19 protein-coding genes are annotated in these 25556 nt (G+C 69.4%); 2 read left to right on the top strand and 17 right to left on the bottom strand.

Annotated features, from left to right (window positions below):
- Positions 1 to 29 precede the first annotated feature (29 nt).
- The 16 genes from ACIOEW_RS09440 to ACIOEW_RS09365 form a co-directional block, all read right to left on the bottom strand.
- Entirely contained in the window at positions 30 to 620 is a 591-nt protein-coding gene (locus ACIOEW_RS09440) for a hypothetical protein (RefSeq protein WP_401962910.1), read from the bottom strand.
- Positions 613 to 4866 (bottom strand): LamG-like jellyroll fold domain-containing protein, encoded by a 4254-nt coding sequence (locus tag ACIOEW_RS09435; protein WP_401962908.1) that lies wholly within the window; start codon positions 4864 to 4866, stop codon positions 613 to 615. The genes ACIOEW_RS09440 and ACIOEW_RS09435 overlap by 8 nt, the downstream gene beginning before the upstream one ends.
- Complete coding sequence (locus tag ACIOEW_RS09430; protein ID WP_401962905.1) at positions 4863 to 6188, bottom strand: baseplate J/gp47 family protein; 1326 nt, start codon at positions 6186 to 6188, stop codon at positions 4863 to 4865. The genes ACIOEW_RS09435 and ACIOEW_RS09430 overlap by 4 nt, the downstream gene beginning before the upstream one ends.
- Complete coding sequence (locus ACIOEW_RS09425) at positions 6185 to 6853, bottom strand: hypothetical protein (protein ID WP_401962902.1); 669 nt, start codon at positions 6851 to 6853, stop codon at positions 6185 to 6187. Before ACIOEW_RS09425 ends, ACIOEW_RS09430 begins: the two co-directional genes overlap by 4 nt.
- On the bottom strand, positions 6850 to 7224 hold the full coding sequence (locus tag ACIOEW_RS09420; RefSeq protein ID WP_401962900.1) for a hypothetical protein: 375 nt from the start codon (positions 7222 to 7224) through the stop codon (positions 6850 to 6852). Before ACIOEW_RS09420 ends, ACIOEW_RS09425 begins: the two co-directional genes overlap by 4 nt.
- The gene (locus ACIOEW_RS09415) at positions 7224 to 8969 is read right to left on the bottom strand and encodes a hypothetical protein (protein WP_401962897.1); all 1746 of its coding nucleotides are present in this window, start codon (positions 8967 to 8969) and stop codon (positions 7224 to 7226) included. The genes ACIOEW_RS09420 and ACIOEW_RS09415 overlap by 1 nt, the downstream gene beginning before the upstream one ends.
- Positions 8960 to 9385, bottom strand: coding sequence for a hypothetical protein (locus ACIOEW_RS09410; protein WP_401962894.1), 426 nt, complete (start codon positions 9383 to 9385; stop codon positions 8960 to 8962). The genes ACIOEW_RS09415 and ACIOEW_RS09410 overlap by 10 nt, the downstream gene beginning before the upstream one ends.
- Positions 9382 to 9891 carry a hypothetical protein gene (locus tag ACIOEW_RS09405; protein ID WP_401962892.1) on the bottom strand — a complete coding sequence of 170 codons (510 nt, stop codon included), beginning with the start codon at positions 9889 to 9891 and terminating at the stop codon, positions 9382 to 9384. The genes ACIOEW_RS09410 and ACIOEW_RS09405 overlap by 4 nt, the downstream gene beginning before the upstream one ends.
- Positions 9892 to 9900: 9 nt before the next feature.
- On the bottom strand, positions 9901 to 14310 hold the full coding sequence (locus ACIOEW_RS09400; protein WP_401962889.1) for an AHH domain-containing protein: 4410 nt from the start codon (positions 14308 to 14310) through the stop codon (positions 9901 to 9903).
- Positions 14295 to 14495 carry a hypothetical protein gene (locus tag ACIOEW_RS09395; RefSeq protein WP_362554881.1) on the bottom strand — a complete coding sequence of 67 codons (201 nt, stop codon included), beginning with the start codon at positions 14493 to 14495 and terminating at the stop codon, positions 14295 to 14297. The genes ACIOEW_RS09400 and ACIOEW_RS09395 overlap by 16 nt, the downstream gene beginning before the upstream one ends.
- Positions 14496 to 14554: 59 nt before the next feature.
- On the bottom strand, positions 14555 to 14761 hold the full coding sequence (locus ACIOEW_RS09390; protein WP_362554879.1) for a hypothetical protein: 207 nt from the start codon (positions 14759 to 14761) through the stop codon (positions 14555 to 14557).
- Positions 14762 to 14780: 19 nt separating this feature from the next.
- Positions 14781 to 15179 (bottom strand): hypothetical protein, encoded by a 399-nt coding sequence (locus ACIOEW_RS09385; RefSeq protein ID WP_362554877.1) that lies wholly within the window; start codon positions 15177 to 15179, stop codon positions 14781 to 14783.
- A gap of 11 nt (positions 15180 to 15190) precedes the next feature.
- Positions 15191 to 16513, bottom strand: a complete 1323-nt coding sequence (locus ACIOEW_RS09380) for a hypothetical protein (protein WP_401962886.1) — start codon at positions 16511 to 16513, stop codon at positions 15191 to 15193.
- Positions 16514 to 16579: 66 nt separating this feature from the next.
- Positions 16580 to 17338: a hypothetical protein gene (locus tag ACIOEW_RS09375; protein WP_401962883.1), complete on the bottom strand. Its 759-nt coding sequence runs from the start codon at positions 17336 to 17338 to the stop codon at positions 16580 to 16582.
- An 80-nt stretch (positions 17339 to 17418) separates the two neighbouring features.
- On the bottom strand, positions 17419 to 20382 hold the full coding sequence (locus ACIOEW_RS09370) for a hypothetical protein (protein ID WP_401962880.1): 2964 nt from the start codon (positions 20380 to 20382) through the stop codon (positions 17419 to 17421).
- A 1025-nt stretch (positions 20383 to 21407) separates the two neighbouring features.
- Positions 21408 to 21833: a DUF3592 domain-containing protein gene (locus tag ACIOEW_RS09365; RefSeq protein ID WP_401962877.1), complete on the bottom strand. Its 426-nt coding sequence runs from the start codon at positions 21831 to 21833 to the stop codon at positions 21408 to 21410.
- Positions 21834 to 22176: 343 nt separating this feature from the next.
- Here ACIOEW_RS09365 and ACIOEW_RS09360 point away from each other — a divergent pair, with 343 nt between their 5' ends.
- A complete protein-coding gene (locus ACIOEW_RS09360) occupies positions 22177 to 23091 on the top strand; it encodes a diiron oxygenase (protein ID WP_401962874.1) in 915 nt (304 codons plus the stop codon).
- A gap of 27 nt (positions 23092 to 23118) precedes the next feature.
- Complete coding sequence (locus ACIOEW_RS09355; protein ID WP_401962871.1) at positions 23119 to 24765, top strand: FAD-dependent oxidoreductase; 1647 nt, start codon at positions 23119 to 23121, stop codon at positions 24763 to 24765.
- Positions 24766 to 25004: 239 nt separating this feature from the next.
- Here the strand turns inward: ACIOEW_RS09355 and ACIOEW_RS09350 are convergent, their stop codons facing one another.
- A complete protein-coding gene (locus tag ACIOEW_RS09350; protein ID WP_401962868.1) occupies positions 25005 to 25529 on the bottom strand; it encodes a DoxX family protein in 525 nt (174 codons plus the stop codon).
- Positions 25530 to 25556 lie beyond the last annotated feature (27 nt).

Raw genomic sequence — 25556 nt, 5'->3', positions numbered from 1 at the left:
CTCGGGGCGCCGAAGCGCGCTCCGGACGGTCACTGGTAGGCCAGTCGGACGCAGAAGACCTTCACCGCCTTGTTCGCTTCCGCGCCGTCGACGTCGACCTTCAGGTAGTAGCGGCGCGACTCGTTCGAGATCTTCACGTCGCCGTCCAGCTGGACAGGAGTGCCCAGATTCGTGGACTCGACGAGGACGTTGGTGCCGCCTCCGCTGTTCTTGATGTCACGGCCGATGAGACTCACCTTCAGCGTGCCTGTGCTGGACACATTGGTCCCGGTCACGAGCAGCGACCGCACAAGAGCACCGTCCGGAAGTACGACGTTCATGAAGCCGTGCGCCTCGGTCTTGCCGTCGGGCTTCTCGACCATGTCGATGGCCTGCGACCAGGCGGCCCGCTCGGCTCCGGCGTCGGTGTAGCGCACCAGGGCCGGGGTGAGTGTGAGAAATCTCGTCGGTGCGCCCAACGCGTCGATGATCTTGTTGATCTGGTTCTGCGCCAGCCCGGCGAACTCCTCCTCCAGCATGTGGAACCGCTGGTTGAGTCCATCCTCGCCGCCCGCTTGGACACGGTCCCGGTTGTCGATCCAGTCCTTGTGGCTGAACTGGGGTCGGTAGAGCTCAATCATGACGGTCGTCCTTGCGTAGGTGGATGAAGGGCGATGAGAAGGGATCCGCGACGTGATACGTCGGGAAGGTGTACAGACGGGGCGGTTCCGTCTCCTCGGGGTCGAGACCAGCCAGGGTCCGCAGGCGGTCGGTGCGGCATTCCACGCCGAGAGGGTGAAACCAGTTGAGGACGTTGAGGATCAGGTCGTACTGCTCCTTCGTGACGGCCGCGCCGGGCTCCGACTCCAGTCCGGGCTTCAGCCGGACCTCGCACTGGTAGGGCCGCAGCCCCTCACCGGGGAGGTAGGTGGCCCGGATACTGACCCGTCCGGGCAGGCGGCCGGCGACCCCGCACACCGGGGCGTCGGGCGTCGCCGGTTCGGCGGTGCCGTGGCCGTCCGGAGTGGACGACCACGCAAGTGCCTCGCCCATACCGGTGCCCAGAGGAAGCTCGGCGTCGAGCCTCGGCGGGGCGGGCGGATGCTCACCGAGAGGTGCGGGATCGGCGAGGAGCACGGTGCCGCCGTGGCGCGGAGCCATGACGAGGCATGCCGGGTACGGGGCACCGGAGGGGCTCGCGGCGAGGGCGGTCCCGCCTCGTCCTGGGCTGAACACCTGCGGCAGGCGGCGGTCGGTGGCGACGTCGACGAGGTGTACCCGGCCGGTCGCCGAGGGCGAGCCCTCCGTCGCCACGTACAGCAGCTTCCCGTCGCCGCTGAGGCTCAGCGCCACCGGCTCGGCACCTGTGGGGAAGCCGTCGATGAGAGCTGTCGGATTCTGGTCCGGCGGGCGGTAGACCCGGATGCCTCCGCCGCCGCCCGAACCCGCTCCGGGGCAGATCACGTACAGCTTGTTCCCGTCCGCCGTGACGGCGGCGGAGCGGGCCTTCGGGTCGCCCGTGTCGACGGTCTCGCGCAGGGTCAGTGTCGCGCGTTCCACGCGGCACCATCGGCCGTTGTCCAGAACGGCGAACAGGAAGGGGCTGCCGGCGGCAACCACGAGGGACTTCGGCACGGCCGGCAGTTGCAGCGGGGTCGTCTGCTCGCCGGTCGTCAGGGCGAAGGCACGCAAAGTCTTGTCGCCGCAGCCGGCGTAGAGCCGGTTGGTGTCGGTCGCCAGGGCTGTGGGGCCGGGGCAGGTGAGCTCCGAGGGGGTGGCCGGCTCCAGGTGCGCGGGAGTCAGGACCGAGATACGACTGAGCCGTTCGTGTGCCACGAAGAGGCGTCCGCCGCCGAAGGCGAGAGCACCTGGGAAGGGGGCGACCCTGCGTGAGGTACCCGGGCGAATCCCGGGAGCGGGGCGCCCCGAATCCGCCTTGAGGGCGAAGGAGGTGATCCGGTGTGTGCCCGGCTCGGCGAGGAAGAGGAGTGAGCCGTCGGCGGCGAAGCAGGCCGCAGTGGGTTCGGCGGCGGGGGTGACCTCGAACAGGACGGACTCCTCGGTGTCGACTTCGCTCGGACCGGTCACCGAGAGCTGCTCGCCCGGGGCGACAGCGACGCGGACGGTCTCCGGTCCGCCCGGCTCGCCGGGTCCATCGATCCGGATGAGGTCGAAGCCCGCCGCGAAGGCCCGTGCCGCGAGGGCCGAGGCGGTCAGCGTGGGGTGACGGAGCCGCAGGGCCCGGCCCTGTGCGTGGAGAGCGATGTCGGGGCCGGCTTCGGCGGCGTCGTCCGGAGGCGGTTCGCCCTCCGCCACCTGGACGTACGACTTGAGCACCCTGAGGTCACCGGCCACGTCCGGGAGCAGGTCGAGCAGCCGGTCGAGGGCGTCGGCGGTGACGCGTTGCATCATCCGGTTGCCGGGCTCGGTGCCGTAGTCGACGTGGCGTGGGGGCTGGGTCAGGTCATCTGTGCACACGCGCAGCATGTGCGGGTCGAAGTCGGTGGTGGGCGACCCCGCCGCGGCCACCTCGACGGGGTCGCGGCGACCGGTGCCGCTGATGCTCTGTCCGGCCGTGAGGGCAGTGTCGGAGAGGCCGATCCGGATCAGGCGGGTGCCGCTGCCGACGTGGCCGTGGCTCACGACCTCGACCCGGACCGAGACGTCGCCTGCGCCGAGGGCGTGCAGGGTGCCGGGCTCGCGTGGCAGGAAGACCGCGTCACCGGCTCCCGAGCGGAGGACGGACCAGCGGATCTCTGCATCGGTGAGGTGGGAGGGGTCCGGCTCGATGCCGAGGACGAGTGCGCCGCCCTCCGTGACATCCGGCAGGCCGGAGGGCGCGTCCACGGGTCCCGTGCTGATACGGAAGACATCGCCGCGCGGCTGGGCGGCGTAGATGTGACCCTCCCTGGTGTGCCGGACCCAGCCGAATCCGGCCGCGTGGGCGAGCGCGCCGAGTTGCCTGGGGCCTATGTCCGGCTCGTGGGTGAGGAGGACGGCGCGCCCGACGCCGTGCAGGCCGGTGGCGGTGGCGTCGTACGCCTTGAGGACGTGCAGCGAGCCGGTGGCCGTAGCGTCCGGTTGCGTGGGCCGGTCCAGTCCGGCGAGGCGGTCGCGCAGGGCGTCCAGGGCGCGGACGACGACGAGTTGCATCCGGTGGCTGTCCTCGCCGTCCGCGAAGGTCAGTCCTGGAGCGTCCGGACAGCTGATGAGCCAGGCGGGGTCGAAGTCGGGTTCGTCCCGAGCGGCGGTGCCGACGGCGGACTCCTCCGGCGTGCCGAATTCGCCCTCGGCGGTGACGGACTGGCTCACCAGGAGCTCCGTCGGGAGGACGCGCAGGGAGTGACCTCCCGTGGCCACGGCTCCGGTCTGTTCCCGCACCTCGAAGGGCTCGTGGTCATCCGGAGCTACGGCGATCGCTCCGGCCGCCGTGTTCACCGCGGTCTGGACCCCGTCGGCCGTGGGCAGCAGCCAGCGGTGGAAGATCCGGAGGCGGCGGCGGTACTGCTCATCGGCTTCGCCGGTGACCGGGTCGAAGGTCTCACGGGCGGCGCCGGAGATCCGGACCTCTTCGATCAGACCCGTGTACTGCGCGGTGGTCTCCCCGTCGTCCAGCACCTCCGTGCTCCGGCCGATCACGAGATCGGCGGTGCTGGTCAGTGCGCCGAGGGGGGTGCCGGTGGTGCGGCGGGCCATCTCCTGTCCGTCGAGGTACAGCAGGACGGTGGCGGTCGGTCCCTCGCGGGCGAGCGCGCCCGCGATGTGGTGGAAGGCTCCGTCGCCGAGGTCGCGGTCGGCGAACAGGTCGACCTCGTTGCTGCCGTCGGAGAGGGAGAAGCGGAGGTTGTGGTCGATGCCGCGGAAGGTGCCCACGGTCAGGGACCAGCCCTTGTCCTCAAGGGTGCTGAGCTTCTTGCGTTTGGAGACGACTGCTCCGGTCGTCGCGGTGGTGGCCCGGTCGGGTCGCACGACCGCTTCGACGGTGAAGGAGGCGGTGGCGGGGAGGGCGAAGACCGGAGCGTCGTCGACGCTGATGAGGCTCTTGCCCGGCCCGAAGCCGAAGGCGTGCGCGAAGCGGCCCGCCCGGCCGCTGTGGGCGCCCGTGTTGCGACCCTGGCGGGTGGGTGTGCCGGGCGCGGCGGCGTCGACGACGGTGGTCACCTCGGCTTCGGGATCCGGGGGTTCGTCCTCGTCGGACGGCGGGACGTCGTCGAGGTGGAAGAGCGCGGTCGTGTCGGCGTCCACCGCATGTGGCCGGGGCGGAAAGCGGGGTGCGCCGAGGTCGAGGCCGAGGAGGTCCAGGCTGGCGCCGTGGGCGGTGTCGGTGTTCCGCTGGGCCGTCACGTCCCGGAGGTGATCGGCGATGGTCTCGTGTTCCGCGCCGATGACCCAGAGCAGCTTGGCCATGTTCCCGAGCAGCGCGGTGACTTCCCAGGTGACGGTCCCGAAGGTACGGGCGGGGGCGAGGGGGGCGAGTTCGACGAGCTGCAGCCGGTCGGTGACGTCGGCCGCGCGGCCGGAGATCGGGATCGTCACGGCGCGTCCGGCCGGGTGGCCCGCCGGGATCCGTACGTCCACGTGCTCCGGCGCCGCCCCCTTTTCCCGGGTGAAGGAGACCCGGACAGTGAGGGTTTCGGTGACGTCCTGCCGGGGGGCGAGCAGATAGCGGGGGGAGGCGGGCGGCTTGCCGTAGAAGCGCTCGTAGCCGGCGAAGCCGTACTCGCTGACGCGGATCTTCCCGCCGCCCCGCGCGGTGTCGAGCGGAACGGTCATGCGTTCCATCCCCCGGTCGTACGTGGCGGGGAGGGCGTCCCGCATGACGGCGAGGGCGCCGCCCGGCAGCGGGTCACGGAAGGGGGTGAGGCCGGAGGAATTCGTCGTGCTCATGTGACCACGACCTGGAGGTCGGCCATGGAGGTATCCACGGAGAAGCGGGCGATCTCGTCGGGGGCGAGGTCCAGGTTCTCGCCCACGGACAGTTCATGGGAACCGCCGTAGGTGCCTCCGCCGTAATAGGTCTGCCCGAAGGCGGGGGCGAAGCGGCGCAGCCGCAGGCTCTGCACGTCCACCACGCCCGCGGCGGAGCGGGCGCTGAGGACGATGTCGGAGTAGAGCACGCCGTGTCCGAGCCGGAGCCGGTTGACGGAGGCTCGTACGGCGTCGAGTATCTCGCCCTTGACGGCTTCCTCGTCATGGCCCGCCTCGACGACCAGCGTGGCGCGTATCCCGACGTCGACCTGGTTGGCCGCGAGAATGTCGGGGAAGACCGATATCGGCCGCCACTGCCGTACGACGTCGAGGACCTCGTCGTACACGCCGGGGACGAGCGCCTCGCCGTTGTTCCAGGGCCAGCCGGGCTCGGCGGCGACGACGAGGTCGAAGAAGTAGGGGGAGCCGGTCTGGCGCTCCCTGGAGAAGGCGCGGCTGCCGAAGCGGAAGGTTCCGAAGGAGCGACGGGTGGCCTCCACCCCGCCGAGGGGGTCGAAGATCGCCGCGTCGCGCACGCCGTTCACGTCGAGCACCTGGGCGAGCAGCGCTTCCTGGGTCCACACGGTGCGGGGAACGCCGAGCAGACGGGCGCGGTAGACGGCGTCGGACTCGCCGAGGTTCCCGTCGTGGAAGGTCTGTTGAACGACGGGCTTCACCTCGGCGGCGCCCAGGGTGAGGTTGTGCCGGGCCCATTCGGGGTCGAGCCGCAGCTCGCGGCCGGCCGGGATGTTTCCCGCTGCGCCGCGCGCGACGGCCTCGACCTCGACCGGGGCGGACGGCTGCTCCGTGGAGAGGACGACGGCCCGTGTGCTCCGGAAGGCCAGGATGCGCTCGCCGGGCGGGGGCACGGTCACGATGAGCGTGCCCTGCGGGAAGACATAGCGACGGTCGACTTCCGGCTGGGCGATCGTCAGGCCGACCGGCCCGCGGGCACGCAGTTCGCGGCGGCGCAGTCCGAGATCGCGGCCGAGCAGGTCCAGACTGGGGCCCACGGCGGTGGTGATGAAGGTGCCGTAGTACTGGGATTCCAGGGCCCGCCACAGCTCATGGCTGGAGAAGGCGGCGGCGTCCAGGACCTTGCGCAGGGCGCTGCCGGACGTGAGGTCGACATCGTCGCCGAACATGGCTCGGGCGCGGGTCTGCTGATCGGCGATGATCCGGTCGATGCCCTTGACTACGAACCCGTCCTCGGCGACGCCGAACCGTTCCTCGGAGGTCATGGGGTTCCCCTTGCTCGGAGGGTGAGAGTGGTGTTCGCGACGGTGTCGACGACGGCGTAGACGGCGTAGACCCGTGCCGCGTGCGCGGCGGCCACCTCCCGGCGATGGGTCTCCTCGTCGAGTCCGGGCCGCAGCTCCAGATAGCGCGGGTCGTCGTCGAAGAACACCTCGCGCACGTCGGTGACCCGGAAGTCGGAGCTGAGGCAGCGCACGAGCTCCATCGTGAGGAACTCCTTGCGCGTGGGCAGGTCCTGGGCGTAGGCGCCGATTGCCAGGCGGTCGAAGCCGAACCGGGTGTTGAGCCGGTCGCTGCCCGCCTGGGTGGCGACGCCCAGCTCCAGCGCCTGGCTCAGGGCATCGGCACCGACGACGAGGGCGAGGTCGTGGGAGCGTCCGTCGAGGACGAGATCCCCGTCGTCGAGGGCAAGGCTCCGGCCGAGGCTCGGTGCGCCTTCCCGGGGGGCCTCTTGCGACAGGTACGGGCGGATGTCGGCGGCCAGTTCGCGGACGGCGGCCGAGGGGCCGAAGGCGGTCGCGAGCGTCGCGGGGGGCGGCGAAGCGCCGGCCCTGAGAAAGTCTCCGGTCTGCCCGCCGGGCCGGTCTCCGGCCTCGGCGCCGCCGGCGGGAGGGCCGTCGCGCCGTTCCAGCGGTTCGTTCTCGGTCATAACAGGGCCTCCAGCACGCTCTGGCCGGGTATCTCCACCGTCCACCGTCCGGGTCCCTGCCCGCTCGCGGTGACTCCGGAGGCCGTGGCCAGCAGGACCGGGGTGCCGCCGACGGTCAGCTTCTTCGACCATCCGTCGGGGGTCGCCGGGGTGATGACGCAGGGCTGGGGGCCGGCGGGAGTGGTCGCGGTGCAGGGCGTGATCATGCCCGGTACGGGGGTGGCCGCCGAGCCGAACACGAGGCCGCTCTCCTTCCCGGCGAGAATGACGCCTCTGCCCTTGACGGTGACCCGCGGGTCGCCGGCGGCGAACGTGAGCCTGCCCTGGTGGGTGCACTGGATGATCGCGCCTTCGACGAGTACGAGGGGCATCAGCTGATCGCCACCTTCCCCTTGCCGATCGTGAGGGTCACTCCCCCGGACTTGAGCACCACGTCCTGGCTTCCGCCATCGACGGTGACGTTGCCGTCGGCGTCGATCTTGACGGTGGTCCCCGACTTGTGGGTGAGCAGGAAGACTTCGGCGTCCCCTTCGGTGGGGCGGTCGCCGACGGGTGAGCAGGCTTTCTCGCCGATCGCGATCTTCAGCCCGATCGCCTCCACGACGCGGCGGCCGTCCGCGGCGGTCAGGTCGTTGACGCCCTTGCCCGTCGGCTTGGGCGAGTAGCCGCTCGTGAGCTCGGTGGGCAGGCAGAGCCACCAGTCGCCCTCCTTGGACTTCGGGCGGTCCGCCTTGGGATCGTTGGCCCACAGGAATCCCGTCACCACGGTGTCGTCGGGGTCGTCCTTGACCTGGTTGAGGAGTGCGCGCATACCGCTGTACACCGGGACCGACAGGCCGACGTTGTGCCAGGCGAAGGGCGACGCGACAGGCTTGTCGTGCCGTTCGCCGTTCTCACCCGTGACCGCCACGTCCACGCTGGGCGACGCCATGGCCTCGTTGGGCCGCTGGCCGACAAGCACGCTCGCCACCCGCTGGGCCGGGTTCGCCTTGTCCACGTGGCCGACGTCGACGGACGGGTTGACAGTGGCACGCTCCTGGGCCTTGCCTGCGATCAGGTCGGCGATGGAGTGGGCGCTCGCCTTGCGGGCGAGCTCACTTCGCCGGTGGTTGCCGCCGTCCATGCTGAACTCCACGGCGCGGCCGGAGCACGTGTATCCGGTCCGCGGCGAGAACGTGTGGGTCAGCTGCAGGACACGGAAGCCCCGGAGCGGCTTCTCGTAGCCCTCCACTCCGGCCGCCACCATCTGCCCGGCCCGTAGAGAGGGGACGCCGAGCACCGTGAAGTCGAAGACCCCGACCTTCGCCGGGTCGGACGAGTCGGTGGTGAGAGCCTGTTTGCCGACCGCTTCCAGCTGTGCGGGTTTGAACTCGGCCAGCCGGGCGACGGTCATCGTCTTGTGCGCGACGAGGCATTCCTCGCTGAGCATCATGGCCGCGAGCACCGCGTCCTTGGGAATGTCGGGGAACCTGCTCTCCTCGGGCGGATGGCTGAGGGTCTTCCCACACTGGACCGCCCCGTCCTGGACGAGGATTTCGTACCCCCATCCATCGGCCATTGCTCTGAGCAGCGCGAAGGCGTTCTTCCCGGTCCTGTTGATCTCGCGGAGGTAGGCGCAGGGTTCCTTCGGACCCACCGTCTTGACCCCGGCGAGCCCGGCGATGTGCTCCGCCGCTTCGTAGGGCGTCGTCTCGGTCTTCGAAAAGGCGGCCCTGGACGGACTACTGCGTGGGTCGGTGTGGTTGAGCAGCCGGTACGCGGCCTCCTCGAACCCGGTGAGGCGCATGGCGAGCGGAGGGAACCGGGTCGTCGACTTGATCGCGTCGACTCTGCCCGACAGCACCACTTCCTGCGCTGAGGGGTCGTCCAGGTATCCGAGGTGGATGTCGACGTCGACTCCGGCCTCGGGGCCGGTCTTCTCCACGAGAGCGGCCGTCAGCGCCTTGTGAAGGTCGATAGGCAGGTCCGCGAAGGTGATGTCGAACGTGCCCGGTTCACCGATCTCGTACTTGATGGTGATCTCGGCGTCGGCCAGCACCGACCCGCTGCGGGCGTCGTTCGAGATCTTCTGCCGCAGGATCGGGAAGTCGAGCAGGTACCAGAGGATCACACCCATCGCTGTGCCACCCCGATCACGATCCGGGAGCCGTAGTGGCCACTTCCGTTGAGGTTGCCGCGGGCCACCGTCGCCTCTACGAGCTTGACCGCCAGCGGTCCCGCCGCGTGGACGAGATCCGGCTCGGGAACGAGCTTGCGCAGGAAGAGGACGCGCGGGCCGTCGGGGCCGGGGCCGGTCACCCTGAGCACCAGGTGGCCGGGGGGCACGGGCTGCAGTTCGGGTTTGATCGGCTGGGGCACCCGGCTCCACTCCGCGAGGTCGTACAGCGTCTCGGGCGGATCGTCCTCGCCCCCGTCGAAGTTGGCGTAGAGGGCGAAGTCGTAGGCGATGTCGCCCACCGGGCACCGGAAGACCTGCGGAAGCCCCGCGTCGGGCTCGACCGGAAGCCGGTGGTAGAGGAGTTCGGTGGTCATAGTCCACCTCCCAGCTGGCGGGCCGGAGAAATCATCTCGCTCACGCTGGGGATCGCGACGGAGCCGGCGGCGAGCGCGATGTCCATGGCCTCCCCGAGCATCGCGGTCAGGCTGGAGCGGGGGACCTGTTCGAGGCTGATGGTGACGTCGAGGGCGTCGCGCTTCTGGTTGGACTGGGTGAAGCGCAGGCTGGTGATCTGCATGTCGAGGCTGACGGTCATCCCGCAGACGACCGGCAGCCCGGCCACCTTCATCAAGGGCGCCGTGGAGCCCGCCAGCACACGCGAGGTGAGCGCCATCGCCTCCAGGCCCTTCTTGGACAGCAGACGGGTCCTGCCGACGAGTACGGCTTCCACACTGATCGATCTGGTCGTCGGCGCGACGAGCTGGGCAAGGCGGCTGCCGGCGATCCTGGCCACCTGGTACCCCTCGCTGAGGGACAGGCTGGTGACCGTGAACAGCGGCACCGCGCCGATCAGGACGGGAACGTTCACACCGGCGGGCATGGTCCGCGCCTACTTTCCCTGGTCATCTCTCCGGCCTCCTTGCTTGTTCGCCCGCTTCTTCTTCCGCGTCGGCTTCGGCGGGTCATCGACGACGTCGTACAGCGGTTCTCCCAGCACGTCTTCGGTACCCACGTCGACGCGTGTGCGGGGTTCCGGCTCCACACGAATGCGCGGCTCGGGCTCCACACGAATGCGGGGTTCGGGCTCGACGCGGATACGAGGTTCGGTGCCCACGCGGATACAGGGTTCGGGCTCGACGCGAATGCGGGGGGCGTCTACGGACGACTCTGCGGGCTGAGCCTCGGTGGCCACCCTCTTGTGCACCTCCGCCTCGGGGAGGTGCTCGGTCGCGGTCTCGGCGGTGGTCGCAGACTCGGGTTTGACCTCGGGCTTGGCCTCGGGCTTGACCTCGGGCTTGACCTCGGGCTTGGCCTCGGGCTTGGCCTCGGGTTTGACCTCCGGCCGCGTGCCTTTGGTCTTGGGCTTTGTCTTGCGCTTGGGTGTGGCCTCGGATTTGGCCTTGGGCTTGGGCTTGCCCTTGGGCTCGGCCTTCGGCTTGGCATCGGCCTTGGGCTTGGTCTCGGGCGCGGGCTTCACCTCGGACAGGCCCTTCGCCTCGGCCTTGGGCTTCTGCTCGGACGCGGGCTTGACCTCGGCCGTGGGCTTGGCCTCCGCTGCGGGCTTCACCTCGGCCTTGGGCTTGGCCTTCGCCTTCGCCGGGGGCTGAGGCTTCGGGGCCGGCCCGGGGCCCGTCGTCTTCGGGCTTGCCTTCCGGAGCGCCCGTGGCGCCCTCTTCCTACGCGGTGGGGCCTTCACCTTCTCGAGCAGCTCCAACTGCTCCGCGTCGGTCAGCCACTCCAGGTTGTGCTTGTAGCCTTCGAACCACTGGGCGAAGTTCTCATGGCCCGCACCCGTGGCGGGGGGAGGATGCCACCCGTGGATGAGGTCCTCCTTGATCCTGGACATCTCGTGGATCACGCCGGCCTCCCCGCTCTGCTTCCTGGCCTCGACCAGTCGCCTCGTGATCTCCTTGTAGTAGTTGTCCGTGTGCAGCACCTGATGACGTGTCCCGGCCTGAGCGATGATCTTCGGGTCCGTGGAAGTCTTGGGCAGGTAGATGCCGTTCAGCGGGTCGTCATCGGGATTGACACCCGCCCATTCGAGGATGTCCCTCACCGGCTCGGCGCGACGGTCCGACGCCGGCGCGATGTGGTGCGCGTCCTCCCCGTACGCCTTGTGCTGGCCGATGGCCTCCATGGACTCCGTCAGCTCGTGCGACTCCGACCCGGCCTCCCCGGTCTTCGACTTGAGCTTGTCGCGGGCGCCCAGCTGCTCCGCCGGGGCTTCGCCGGGCTCGTGGTGCAGGGCCTTGGCCTCACGGCTCGCCTTCGTCTCCGCCTCCGCGAAGATGTCGGCGACGTGGCCCTCGGTCGTGTGCTCGGCTTTCAGCAGGTCCTCGAACTTCTCCAGGTGCTCCATAGCCTTCGCGGGGTCGGTCTCGGACATCCGCGCGATCTGCTGCAGCGCGTTCCCCATCGCCTTCGGGTTCTTGACCTTGTTCTTCGGGAACCGCTTGCGCAGTTCCTTGATCCGCTGCAGTACCGGGGCCCGTTCGGCGACCGTCGCCTTGACAGGGGGTAGCTTGAGCGGCCGGTCCACCCTCCGCCAGGCGCCCTTCTTCCCCTGGCGCAGCTTGTCGAGCAGTTCGCTGAACTCCACCGCCTTGCCGTCGGCGACGTCCTTCGCACGGATCTTCTCAAGTCTCGCGATCATGGCGTCGAAGGCCTCCGCTCCGCCGGCGGAGCGGGCGTGCATCTGGCCCACGACGGTGATCCCGTACTGGTGAACGGCGTCCATGCGCCGGCTGTCCCCGGCGAGCATCGCCAGCAGGTCCGCCTTCACCTCGGCCTGGGCCCCGATCCGGCCGAAGCCGATCTGTTCCAGCATCTTGATGAACCGAGCGCCCTCGCCCTCCTGGAGCGCCTCGGCCATTCTGTGGACCTCGGCGATCGCAAAGCCGTCCTTGCCGGTCAGCCGGCCGAAGGCATGCGCCAACTCCGGCGTAAGACCGCCCGACTTGGCGCCGAACACACGCAGGACCTCGGCCTTCCCCCGGATGTCGGTGAGGACGGGGCCGAGCCGTGGATGCTCCATCAGCGCTGCCAGACTGCTGCCCTTGGGCACCTCGACCTCTTGCAGGACCGCGCCGAGGCGGGCGCCGTCCTCCTCGGGCAGCATGATCAGCAGCTCCGCGACCGCGTGCTCGTCCTTGAGTCCGTTCAGTACGGCGCTGCCCGCGTGCATGGCCTCGGCCAGCCGGGTGAACCGTGCGGCGATCTTCTCGCCTTCGAACACCTTGAGCATCTTGAGAAAGCGCAGGATGGCGACGATCTTCTCGATCTTGACGAGTGCCTCGACTGCGGCCTGGATCTCAGAAATCCAGGTGAGCGCCTCGATGATCACGGCCCATTTGATCCTCGTGGCCGCGCGTGGGCCGACCCCGAAGAGAGCGGCACCGCGCAGACCGTCGACGAGCGTGGCACCGACCTTCTGGATCAGGACCTGCAGTTCCCTGGTCGACTTGGCGTGACCGTAACTGGCCAGGTAGCAGGTGACCGTGAGCTTGTGGAGCTCCCAGAGCCCGGAGAGGATCTTCTCGGGCTGGGTCAGCATGATCTTGAAGGAGTCGAGCGTCCCCAGGACGAATCCCATCGCCGCCCTGATGGCTTCCTCGAACTCGATCATCATCTTGAGGTCGACGACGGCGGTCTGCTCCTGCTCCACGTTCCGGCTCAATCCGGTGTCGTGATGCATCGTCAGGTTGAGTGCCTCGGCCACGAGTCCGATGAACTCCCTTACGGTCAGGGACTTGTGGCCGCCGAACTTCTTGCCGACCTCCGTGAGAAGCTCCCAGAGCTCGCTTCCCATGTCGGCGAAGAGCTGCTCGTACAGACCGGCCCGGATCAAGCGGTCCCGGACCGCCTGCAATTGAGTCAGGCCTTCCAGCGAGATCATGATCTGGATGATCGCGTGCCGCTGTTCCTCGAACGTCCACGCCTTGACCAGGATCTCCAGGTACTTCTCTCTCGTCTCCGCGTCCACCAGGGCGAATGCCTTCGCGTTCATCTCACCCAGCTGAGCGGCGGCCTTCTCCAGACTCTCGTCGCTCCCGGCGAGGCCGGCGTCCACCAGGCGGTCGAGCTCCTGGAAGGTGAGTACCTTCAGCTCCTTGGCCGAAAGCCAGTACTCCTGGGGCGACTTGCTGATCTGGATCCAGCGCCTGCCCTCCTCCGCGCTCCCCCACACCCAGCCACGCTCCTTGGTCCACAACAGATTCACCCCGTACCGGTGACCGTCGAGCGTGGTGACGACGGGCAGGACGTGGAAGCCCGTGAAGGTGCTTATCCTCTGGCCCTCGAGCTCCCAGCTCGCCACCTCTTTGCCGATGATCTCGTCGGTGACGGTGGGTGCGGTGGCGACGGCCCAGTAGAAGCTGCCCGACGTCCCGAGCGGCCCCTCCAGAACGGCGAAGGAGCGGGCGCCGAAGAGGCGGTCGCCCAGTTGGACCGCATGGATGAGACTGCTGGAGCGCGCGTGGCGGGTCGCCTCGCCCAGCATCACGAGCTGGCTGGCTCCGATGACCATCACGGCGCGTCCGTCGACCGGGCTCGGTCCCTGGATGACGTCGCTCTGCGGATCCGTCACCACCGTCACGCCGGGGTCCTGTTCGGCGCCCGTCCCGGCAGCCTCGCTCGACTCGTCGGACCCGTCCGACGCGGGAGTGGCTGCCGGCGTCGTCTCTGTGCCGACGGTGGCGGTGGGGGCGGCCGCCCCGGGGAGGGGCGGCGCCTGCGCCGCGGTGTCGGTGGTGGGCGTACCGGTCTCGGTGTCGTCCGTGTCCGTGGTGGCGGCCGTGTCGGAGGTCTCTTGTGCGTCGGCCGCCGGCGCGCCGACGTGTGCGGCGGTCTCCTCTGTACCGTCCCCTCGTTTCTCGCCTCGGCCAGCCGCGCCGGCGCCCTGTCCGGCTCCGCCCCTTCCTTCCTTCTTGTCCCCCTCGTGCTCTCCCGGCCCTTCACCCTCGCCGTCGTCCGTGTCGGCCACCGCCATGGCGAAGGTGAGGTGACCGGAACTGCCCGGAGTGGGCTCCACCGGTGTTCCGGCCGCCGCCCCGTCGCCGGCCGGTGGCCACCCCGTCCGTGGGCTGCTGATCCCCGCGCCTTCGTCGTCCTTGTCGATCGCGTCGGCGACCGCACGGAGCAGCAGTGATTCCAACAACCCTTCGTAGGATGGCCGTTCGTCTTCCCCGGTGAACGCGACCGACGTCGGCAGATGCAGTCGCCGGTACGCCACGCCGCGTACCGCCGTCTCCACGGCGGTGCCGGGTGTGGCTTCGACGGGTGTGTTCACGGCGCTGCCCACGAGCGATCCGACGCCTCGGCCGGGACGATCTCGGTGTATCCCGCCGCCGCGATCCTGGCCCGCGCGAAGCGCAGGCGCGCGATCAGGGCCTCCTCGACCACCTCGCCCAGGCGCTCCAGAGCGGCGGGCGAAGGAGTCCCCGTGATCCTTACGGTGATAGGGAAATGACAGGTGATCGTGGGCATGTGAACACTCCTGCCGCGAGCTCAGCTGAAGGCCTCGTAGCCAAGACGAGGGCCGGTGGTCAGCTGAGGGCCTCGTGCAAGGCCTCGTAGATTCCCGACACGAGGTCCTGGCGGGTCTCCTCGGCGATGTCTCCCACCAGAACCACCTCGATCGGGAAGTGGAAGTGGAGGTCCGCCCCCGGGCCGGAGACCACGACGGGCTCCGGCCCCGCAACCTCGGGCAACGTGCCCTCGGGTTCCTCGGGTTGGGCTTCCTGGTGCGTCATAAGGTCCTCCGCACTCCGGTCAGGCGCTGGTGGGGGTGACTTCCAGGCAGACGCAGTTGAAGGTGGTGGTGGGCACGCCGTCGATGAGGATCGTGCTCGCCGCGGACGTGATGAAGCAGTCGTTGAACACGATCTGCTGGAAGGTCCAGTCGCTTCCGGAAGCCTCCTGGAGACCGATGTTGAAGCTCTTGTGCTCCAGAGCCATCTGGGTGAGCTTGGCTACCGCCGGGCCGATCGCCTTCACCGCCATGGAGAAGGTGAACGCCTTGGGCTGGACGACGTGGGCGACGTTGTCTGCCTCCAATGAGTGCAGGGGCTGCACCGGACTGTTGAACGTGGGATTGAAGGAGTCGATGGGGGTGACCACAGTGGTGTCGAGCATCACCGTCAACCGGGTGTCCCACTTGACCTCGGGCATCTCATCGCTCCTTAACCTTTGAGAACCAGTTTGACTGCGATCTGGTGGATCACGCCCGCATAGACGACCGAGACCTCCATGTCGACACTTCGGCCGCTCCGCCCGTTGCCGATCTGCTTGAGCTCGTCGGCGCTCAAGGTGGCGCGCTCGCGTTCCAGGAGCACGAGCAGCGGAATGTGGACGGTGTAGTCCTCGATCACGCCACGATTCACCTGCGGCGAGAGCACGCTCTGGACGAGCGTCACGACCGTGCGCAGGCCCGGGCGGTCGATCCGGAGGTCGCCGACGGCCTCGATCAGCGCGGCCTTGATGCGGAAGCTGATGTCGTCGAGCGTCCGCACGATGTCGATGTACTTCTTGTTGCCGCTCGGGCTGGCGGTGAGTCCTTCACCCAGGTAGAGACCGTGGCCCGGGAGCATCACCGGACTCGTCACCCAGTTGATCGAGTTGTCGTAGTAGGTCTGGATCTCGGTGGCCGTGAAGAGGTCGGGCATCTCCAGGGACACGGACTTGAGCAGGAGGGAGATGTGGGGTTCGTGGCCCGCGATCACGCCGGCCACCGCCGCGGCCACGTCGCCCTTCGCCGACTTGTGGGCGGCGACCAGGACCATCCGGTTGTCGTGGATCGGTCCCTTGTTCAGGACGATCTGCTTGGCCTGCGTCAGCGTCTGGTCCAGCATGGCGACCCCGATGCGTTCCTTGCCGTCTCCGCCGGTGTTGGAGACCTCGGTGACGTGCTGCGCCAGGAGTTCGACCGGGTGCTTGCTGCTCGGCTGCTCGCTCAGCGGGGTGTTGGCAAGCACCAGGATCTGCGCCGGGACGTCCTCGGCCGCCGTGAGCGCGGTGGACCAGACAGGATTACCGAAGGCCACCTCGATGCCCCAGACCTTGGTCGGGGGCGGGGTCTGCCGGAAGGCCAGGGAGATCGCGGCGGCGAGGTCGCTGAGGCCCTGCCCGACCACCGGGTCGTCCACGGCGTGAGCGATCTTCAGGTCCGCGTCGAGAGTCAGGGTGAACTTGCCCCCCGCCTCGGTCACCGCCGTGATCGTGCGGACCTCGACGGCCGCTTCCCCCTTCCCGATCGCGACCTCTGTACCGACCGGGCACTTCGCCGCGACGACAGCGGTTTTGGTGGGGGGTTCGACCTTGTCCGTCAGTTTCGTCGCCCCCGGCGGGTACGCCTTCACGGCCTCGCTCGGGTACGTGAACGACTGGGCGGACGAACCCGCGCTCCCGATAGCTCCCTTGCCGATGACAAGGATGTCCCCGAAGGCTCTGGTGGCGGGCGTGAAGAGATCACTGCTCGCTTTGACAGTGACGTAGTTGAATGGCATCGACTGCTCCTCACCGTGTGCGCGCCCGGTCTTCGAGGACGAGGCGCTGCCGGTTCCCGCCGGACTTCAGGGCGCCGTCTCGAAGGCGGCGACGAATCCCTGGGTCGCCAGCAGATCGCCGACCAGTTGCTCGGTCATCTGTGACGGTTCGTCAGTCGTGGTGGCGGGGAAGACCGCCAGCCACGCGCTGGAGGCGAGCATGGTGCCGCCGTCGTGGACCTCGGGCTGCGGGCTCGCCGCGTCGACCGCCCGCTTGGCCTGACTGAGCCGGCGCAGCGCGTCGGCGAGGTCGAGGCGGTCGAAGAAGAGCGTCGACACCCGCAAGGGAAGCCTGCGGGCCGGCGCTGCCGGATCGAAAGAGGGGGGATCCGCGTACTCGAGCTGGTAGCGCCGCTCAAACTCGTCCCTCCGCGCCCCGGCACCGTCGGCTGCCGCCCATGCTTCCGCGTCCACGGAGGCGAGGACGCTGCCGGCCGGCGCCGCCTTCACCGCGATCACGGTCTCCAACGACATATCGATCCAGTACACCGGGGGTGTCGCCGGTATCTCGACGGTGGCCCGGGCCTGTTCGGTCATGGGGACCGACTTGTCCCACGAACCGTGGACGGCGATCGAGGCGTGGACGGCGGTCTGGAACTCCCTGTGGACGACATCGACGGATTCCACCGACCTGATGTCGAGGAAGGACGGGTCGTAGGCGGAGACCAACAGCGACCGCACCCGCTCGTGCTCCGGGTCGGTGGCGGGAAGCAGCAACGTCTTCACGTTCTCCGGCTGCAGGTACCGGAGCATCAGACCGTCCGCGAAGGGAATCGTCGCTGACATCTCGTCATCACCTGTTTCCAGCGTACCCCGCGAAGGGGATCGGGCCATTTCTGGCATGGAAGCCCTGGACTCCGCCTGATTCACCCGGTGTTGAACTGGGGGAGGCAGTAGGCGCAGCCGTTGAAGCCGCGGACCAGAGCCTCCTCTATGCGCGCGTACGGCTTCTTGTTCGCCGGGCTGATCTGATCCCAGAAGGGACAGGTATCGATGTGCACCTCGCCGCTCTTCGGGTTGCCGAAGAACCACTCGTGCAGGTCCTTGACGGCGGTGATCTCGATCGTGATGCGTCCGGCTACCTCATGGTCCTGGACCTGCGTGACGATGAAGTCGTAGTTCTTGAGGTGCACGGCCTCGTGGGCGAAGTCAATGGTGAGGTCGGCCGACACCTCGTCGTTGGCGTCGAGCCGGAAGCCGTCGACGACCGCCGTGTTGCCTCCCGACATCTGCAGCGTGGAGCGCACCTGCCCGGTCTCCGTCACATCGACGTTGCTGAGGGTGGAGGGCTCGACGATACGGCTCAGGGTCCGGATGGTGATCCGGGTGTCCGGCGGCATGGCCGTGGCGTCCAGCTCCCACGCGCCGTCCGTCGCCGTCGGCGCTCCCCGGAGCGCGATGGTCATGTTGGTCTGGCCGCCGAGGACGGACTTCTGCGGGTACACGTTGCGCTGGCCCACGTTGTTGTCGAAGCGTACGAGGCGGTCGTGTGCCACCGGCGTACCCGAGGTCGCGAGGACTGCGGGGTCGTCCACACCGGTCACGAACGCGATCAGGCATTCGTGATCGGGGATGGTCGGTGTCCAGGGGAAGGGTCCTACGCGTACCGATCCGCCGGGTGGGATCGGCACGTGGATCATCTCCGAACTGATGATCTTGAAATGGTTGGGCCACGTCATGCCGGTGCCCGGGTCGCACCGGCGTGTCTCGACCGTGAACCTGTCCGGCTGGGCCTCGGCGGTCCCGCGGTTGTGCACGCGCACGTACAGGTAGTTCGGCCGATTCATGATGGGTTCCTGGTGCCCTGCCTCAGGGTCGTCCCCGGGGCCGATCCCGTTGCGGACCCAGATGTCGGGGGACGTCCAGAACGGGTCCGCGTCACCGCCGCTCGGCACGAGGCCGGTGTCCCCCGGCCTGTCCGCGATGAAAACGTCGACGTCGGGCTTCGCGAAGAGTCCCTGACGGACGAACGCGTCGCTCATCACGTTGCGGTGCAGACCGCCGTTGACCGTGACGTCCGAGGCGATGAGCGTCTCGGCCAGGTGGACAGCGTTCTTCTTGCTCTGTGTGGTGTCCGCCCCCAGGCGCGGCACCATCGCCAGCATGGTCTTGATCATCTTGTCGGCGGCCTTCTGCCGCACGACACCGTCCTTCGACTTCCCACCCATGCCGAGGTAGCACTGCCACAGGGCCGAAGCCAGCATGGAAGCACGCAGGTCGGCGGTGTAGTCGCCGAAATCCGCGTCGTCGAAGCGCTGCGTCAGGTCGAGCCGGCGGCCCTGGCTCCACTCGTCCTGCAGGTTGTTGTCGAAGGGGAACGTCTCGGTCCTGCGGTTCCCTGCGGGATTGAACCGGTCCCGGTAGATGCCGGCCATGGCGTCGCAGATGCTGTGCTCGTACTCCAGGGGGCCCGTCGCGCCGGTCCGGAGCCATTGCACGACCCCGTGCGTGTACTCGTGCACGATGACGCCGAGGTCGGCGGCCCCGGGCACGAACTTCATGTCGAAGCGCATCCGCGGGGGTGTCGTCGTGCCGATCCACTCGCTCTTGTCGGTGCTCTTGGCTCCCTGCGGGTCGACCTCGACCTGGACCATGCGGGCGTTGAGCGCAGCGTTGCCCAGGCTGCGGAGATAGCGGGCGAAGGAGTCGGTCCAGTAGTAGGCGTTGGCACTGAGGAACGCCTCGTCCTTGGGGTGGGTGTCGAACACGAAGGTGGGCGAGTCCGATTCCGGCTGCTTGAACTCGGGGGCATCCCAGTCGTTGCAGCGGCACCACTCCCCCTCGAGGTGGAACTTCCCGTCGCTGTCGGCCGGGGCGATCTCCGTCTGGACCTCATGGGCGAACGGCTTCAGCTTGTCGTCGTCCGACAGGGAGCTGAGCGAGCCGTCGTTCGACTCCGTCACGGGGTCGGGCAGGTAGACCTTGACTGTCGCCGTCACGTACTTTCCCGCGCCCTCGATCCAGAGCAGCTCCCCGCCTACGGCGTCGACGACGACCCGGAAGTGTTCGAAGGGCCCGCTGGTCTCGACGATGAGGTCGTGGACGAGGTGCAGCTTGCCGTCCGAGCGCCTCTTCCCCTGTCTCAGGAGCGCGACCGAGGCGGAGGGGCTGTCAGCCTCCGGCAGTGGGGGCCTGGATGTGTCCCGCAGGTAGACCAGGTTGTCGCGGACGACGGCAGCGGCCTCGTACCCCTTGCCGAAGGGCGCGAGCGCGCTCCTCTCGACGATGTCGAGGTCCTGGGCCTCGCTCACGTCCGGGGCGTCGGAGACGTCGAGTTCCGTCGCGTTCTCGACCTGAACGACAGCCGCCTGCCCGGTGTCGGCCACCATCTGGAGCGTGGCCCCCAGGATGGGGACGTCCTGGTGGAACTGCTGATAGCGGACGTTCAGCGTCTCCGTGTCCTGGTCGTGGGCGACCTCACGGAGGTCCGCGCCCTCCGTCCCGAGATCCTTCGCACGCTCTCGTACGAAGGTGTTGACGGCCCTGCGGGCGGTTGGCGCACGGAAGAGGGTCGCGCCCGGATCGAGATACCTGCGCAGGACACCGTCGGCGCCCCTGTGCTCACCGACCCCGGGTACCAGCCTCAGGGGCAGGCCGGGCTGCGGGCCCGGGTCGTTCCTGTGCCTGCGTTCCTCGTTCCGGCCCATGATGTGCTCCTCTGCGCACATGGATCGACACCTCCTGGCAGCCCGCCCCTCGGTGATCGGCGCCGTCGCACAGACAGGGCAGCTGTCGGCCGCGGCGCCGCGGATGACTGTGGCGTAGGCGATTACGCCGAAGAGCGTGGCCTCGGTCTCCGTCTCGGCCAGGTCGGCGCTGTGGAAGCGCATGCGACCGGTGACGGGAGCCGTGCCCCGCTGACCGCGTCGGGCCGGCCTGGACGAGGATGTGGGGCACATGGCCCGTTCCGCCGAGCGGCAGTCTCGACGAAGATCCTGTCCTGATTCTCCGTCAGCACCTGGATGAACCTGCCGTCGGTCCGCAAGAGAGAGGAGGTGTGGGCAAACTCCGCCGCACGTTTCCCGTCGAGGACCGCCGTGCACGTTTCGAAGGCGCTGAAGCTCTGCCTGCCGCTCATGGCTCCTGCTCCCATCGCCTGCGGCCGCGTCCCCCTCATCAGCTTAGACCCGCGCACGCTGGTAGACCACGCAACCAGATTGGTTGAAAGCTTCCTTGTCCGGCAGCCGTCCCCGATCTGCCGGACAGGACCGCGGACGGTTGCCCGAGCCTGGGGTCAGCGGAGTGCGGCCGCTGGATCGAGGCCCGACCGTACGACAGCCACCGCATCGTCGGCGACCACCTGCCTGGGCTTGGCTGAGGTGACGTCAGGCCCTGCGTGCAGGCGCCAAGCGCCGCCGACAGCCGGGCGGGCACCGGCTGGACCTTCGCCACTGACACTCCAGGAAGCCGCCTCCGTCGCCGGCACCGGCATCCGGTTCGAGGTGATCCTCCAGCAGACGGTGCTGCACGACACGTACGCCAAAGACCCTCCTCACGCATCTCGAGGTCGGCGTCGAGTACGCCGAAGAGCCCTTCCGCGGCCACGACATGTCCAGGACCGGAAGCATCGCCGACCCGGACGGCCACCGAGTCGAATTCACCTGACACCCCGACCGGAACCGGTAACAACCGCCGACGGCGCGGCCCGTGCCAGGTGGCACGGGCCGCGCCGCTGTGTGTCGCGACCGACTCGGCCTCCACACGAGGCCGGGTACGCGCACCGACGCCCTGCGCCCTCATCTGGGGCGTCGAGGACGAGGCGGTCTCCCCGCACACGATCGGTTCGGCCGGCCTCCGCACGATTTGCGGATGCATCCCGGCCGCGAGGCGGCCTGACGCACGGCTGTCGCGCCCCTCAGACCACCGCGGCCAGCACCGCCGCCGTCGCCAGGGCAAGGACGCCACCCACCCCCGTGACGAGCGCCCTGATGTGGCGCGGCACAAAGGACGGTGTGCGGGCTGTCGCGGAATCCGGATCGCGCTCGCCGTAGTGCACCGTCACGAACCCGCCGGGTTTTACGTCGAGTTGGGCCTGGCGCTCCTCGAAGGTGACGGTGCGGCCGTCCGCCGTACGGAATTCCGGCGTGGCGTGGGAGACCACCATCTGCACGCCCTCGACGTCCGTGATCTCCTCCGTACGCACCCCCGTACACCGCGCCTCGGCCGTGAGGCCGTCCCAGGCGGCCCGCAGTCGCGGCCCCTGGAGCTGCCGGTCCAGGGTCCCGCCGAACGTCACGGCGGCGGCCAGGGCGACGACGAAGTAGACGACAGCGATAGCCATGACTCTCCAGGAGCAGGGCCGGTCCGGCGTCCGCCCCGGGTGACGGCCAGGAGCCGGGCGCCGCGGCGCGGTCACCATGATCTCCTGGTGCGGGCCCGGGCGACAAGAGCCTCTCGCGACCCGGGAGCACCTCGTCCGGTGAAGGGATCGCGGGGATTCCTCGCTCGGGGGTAGGCCTGCACGACCCTCTTGCTATACCTTCCGTCCAACAGCTTGCTAGACGCGACGTCTAACAAGCCGGGGCGACGCTCGGCGGCCGTCGATCTCATCGGGCGGACACGGGATGGGAGAACAGGCCGGGCAGCCGTCGGATCGACCCGTTCTCGATTCAAGGAGCCGCAGCATGGCAAGCAGCACCGTTCGGCCGGAGGACCAGGACCGACTCATCGAGCAGGACGTCGCCCGACGCCTGCTCGATTCGGCCGCGAAGCTTTCGTACGACCCGGTCACCGAAGTGGACTGGGACACTCCCCTCGACACAGAGCACCACGGCGCGAGTCCGGAGTGGAGCACCCTCTACGGCACCGCGTACTGGCAGGAGTTGACCGAGCCACAGCGCAAGGCCCTGACACGCCAGGAAGCCGCTTCCGTCGCCAGCACCGGCATCTGGTTCGAGATGATCCTCCAGCAGATGGTGCTGCGCGACATGTACGCCAAGGACCCCACCGACCCGCGCTTCCAATGGGCACTCACCGAGGTCGCCGACGAGTGCCGCCACTCCATCATGTTCGCCCGCGGCGCCGCGAAACTGGGCGCACCGGCCTACCGCCCGCGCCGTCCGGTGATCGAACTGGGCCGCGCCTTCAAGACACTGGCCTTCGGCGAGGCCGCGTACGCGGCGATCCTCGTGGCGGAGGAGGTGCTCGACGTGATGCAGCGCGACTGGATGCGCGACGAGCGGGTCGCGCCGTTCGTGCGGACGATCAACAACATCCATGTGGTGGAGGAGTCGCGGCACATGAAGTTCGCCCGCGACGAGACCCGCAAACGGCTGCGCGCCGCGGGCACGTTGCGCCGCCACATCAACTCGTTCGTGGTCGCCATCGCCTCGTACTGCATCGTCACCAGCATGGTGAACCGGGACGTCTACGCGAACGCGGGGCTGGACGGCGAGCGCGCCCGCGCCGAGGCCAGGGCCAACGAACACCACAAGTCCCTGATGCGTGCCAGCTGTTCGGGCCTGATGGAGTTCCTGGCCTCGGCCCGGCTCCTCACGAAGCCTGCCCTGTTCTTCTACAAGCGCGCCCACCTGATCTGATCCGAGCCGAGAGCCCGAGCTGACGCGATGACCTACGCCATCACCCAGACCTGCTGCAGCGACGCCACCTGTGTCGCCGTGTGTCCCGTCAACTGCATCCATCCCACGCCCGAGGAGCAGGCCTTCGGCAGCACGGAGATGCTCTACGTCGACCCGGCGACCTGCATCGACTGCGGCGCCTGCGCCGATGCCTGTCCGGTCGACGCGGTCTTCCCGGTGGACAGCCTGTCCGGGGCGCAGCAGGAGTACGCCGGCATCAACGCGGCGTACTACGCGGACCGGGAGCCGGAGCCGGCCGCCGGGCCGAACTTCCATGCCTGGGGCGAGCCGACGTACCCACGCAGCCTGCCGTCGGACTTCGCGCCGATACGGGTGGCGGTCGTCGGCACCGGGCCGGCCGGGATGTACGCGGCCGAGGACCTGCTGCTGCACACCAATGCCGAGGTGACCTTGATCGACCGGCTGCCGGTGGCGGGTGGCCTCGTCCGGTACGGCGTGGCGCCCGACCACCCCGCGACGAAAGGGGTCGGCGAGGCCTTCGCGCGGTTCCACTCCCACCCCCGGGTACGGATGTTCCTGGGCGTCGAGGTGGGCAGGGACCTCACAGCGGTGGAGCTCGCCGCTCATCACGACGCGGTGATCTACGCGGTCGGCGCCTCCACCGCCCGCAGGCTCGGCATCCCGGGTGAGGATCTGCCCGGCAGCATCCCGGCCACGTCGTTCGTGTCCTGGTACAACGCTCACCCGGAGGTCGCGCCGGAGTCCGTCGGACTGTCCGCGGAGCGGGTGATCGTCGCCGGCAACGGCAACGTCGCACTGGACGTGGCACGCATCCTCGTCACGGACCCTGCCGCGCTGGCGCGCACCGACATCGCCGGCCATGCGCTGGCCGCTCTGCGGGACTCGGCAGTGCGCGAGGTCGTCCTGCTCGGGCGGCGCGGCCCCGACGACACTGCCTGCACCGTCTCCGAACTGCTCGCCCTCAAGCATCTTCCGGGCGTTGACCTGGTGGTCGACGCCCACGACCCGCGTACCGGTTCGGCACTCGACGAGGCGGCGGCGGGCGAGAAGGCCGCCGTGCTGCGGGGGCTGCCCCGGGAGACGGTCGACTGGTCGCAGCCCCCGCCGCAGGGGCGCCGTATCGTCTTCCGATTCCACTCCGCACCCGTGGAAGTGCTGGGGCAGGACGGGGTCGAGGCCGTGCGGGTGTCAGCCGGCGCGGGCGACCGGGAGATACCCGCGGGCCTGTTCCTGCGGGCCATCGGCTACCGGGGGCTGCCGGTTCCGGGCCTGCCCTTCGACGAGGCGACCGGCACCGTGCCGCACGAGGGCGGCCGGGTGGCGGGCATGCCCGGCAGCTACGTCACCGGCTGGATCAAACGTGGCCCGTCGGGCGGCATCGGCGCCAACCGCACCTGCTCCGCAGAGACGGTCGGCACCCTCCTGGCCGACGCCGTCGCGGGCGTCCTGCCCTCGCCCGCGCACCCGGCCAAGGCGTTCCGGCGTCTCGCCCGGAGCCGCGGCCGCCAGGTCGTCGACGCACGGGGGCTGGCCGCCATCGACCGCGCCGAACAGGCGCGCGGCCGCGAACAGGGCAGGCCCCGGATCAAGTTCGGCACGGTCCCCGAACTGATCGCCGCGGCGAAGGGAGGCCGCCTGCGGTCTCCGCGCTGAGCGGGCACCGGAGACGAGCGAGCGGACCCCGGCGTGCCGGCACCGGGGTCCGCGGCCGTTCCGCTACGCCCTGTGCCCGGAATCCCGGGACCAGGACCGCCGCACCGGTCGGGGTGCACCCCGACCCTTCCTCCCGCTGCAGTCCCGGCCCGCCTCGGGCGGGCTCGGCCCCGGGCGGGCTCGGCCCCACGCACGGGACCGGCGCCCGCCACCCTCCCGCGCTCCGGGACGAGTTCCGCTCAAAACTCCTCCGGCTCCGCGGTCTGTCCCTTGGCCCTTTTACCGACGACGGCGGCTGCTGCCGCGGCACTGCCAACGAAGGCCAGGGCGACCATCCACGGCTGGTTGAACGCATGCCGGGTGGCGTGGTCCACGGAGTAGCGGCCGGGGCCGGTCAGGCCGATCGCGGCCGCGGTGAAGCCGAGGAAGGCGGGGTATTCGTAGCCACCGCCCTGCGCGAAGAATCCCGCGGGGGCGTGTACGGCCACTGCACCCGCCATGGCGCCTGCGGCAGCGGCTCCGGCCGCCGGGGTGGCCAGGCCCAGGGCCAGCAGGACGCCGCCGCCGGCCTCGCCGAGACCTGCGGCGACGGCGCTGTGTTTCGGCGGATGGAAGCCCATGGCCTCCATCGCCGCGGTGGTTCCCTCGATGCCTCCGCCGCCGAACCAGCCGGCGAGCTTCTGGCTGCCGTGCGCGGCCAGCACCGCGCCGGTGCCGACACGAAGGACAAGCAGGCCGAGGTCACGACGGTTGACGCTGCCCATGGGGGTCTCCGGGAGAGTTCGGGGGCC

The sequence above is a fragment of the Streptomyces sp. NPDC087901 genome (assembly GCF_044742205.1).
Classification (GTDB): domain Bacteria; phylum Actinomycetota; class Actinomycetes; order Streptomycetales; family Streptomycetaceae; genus Streptomyces.
This window is presented reverse-complemented; position numbering and strand designations above follow the sequence as displayed.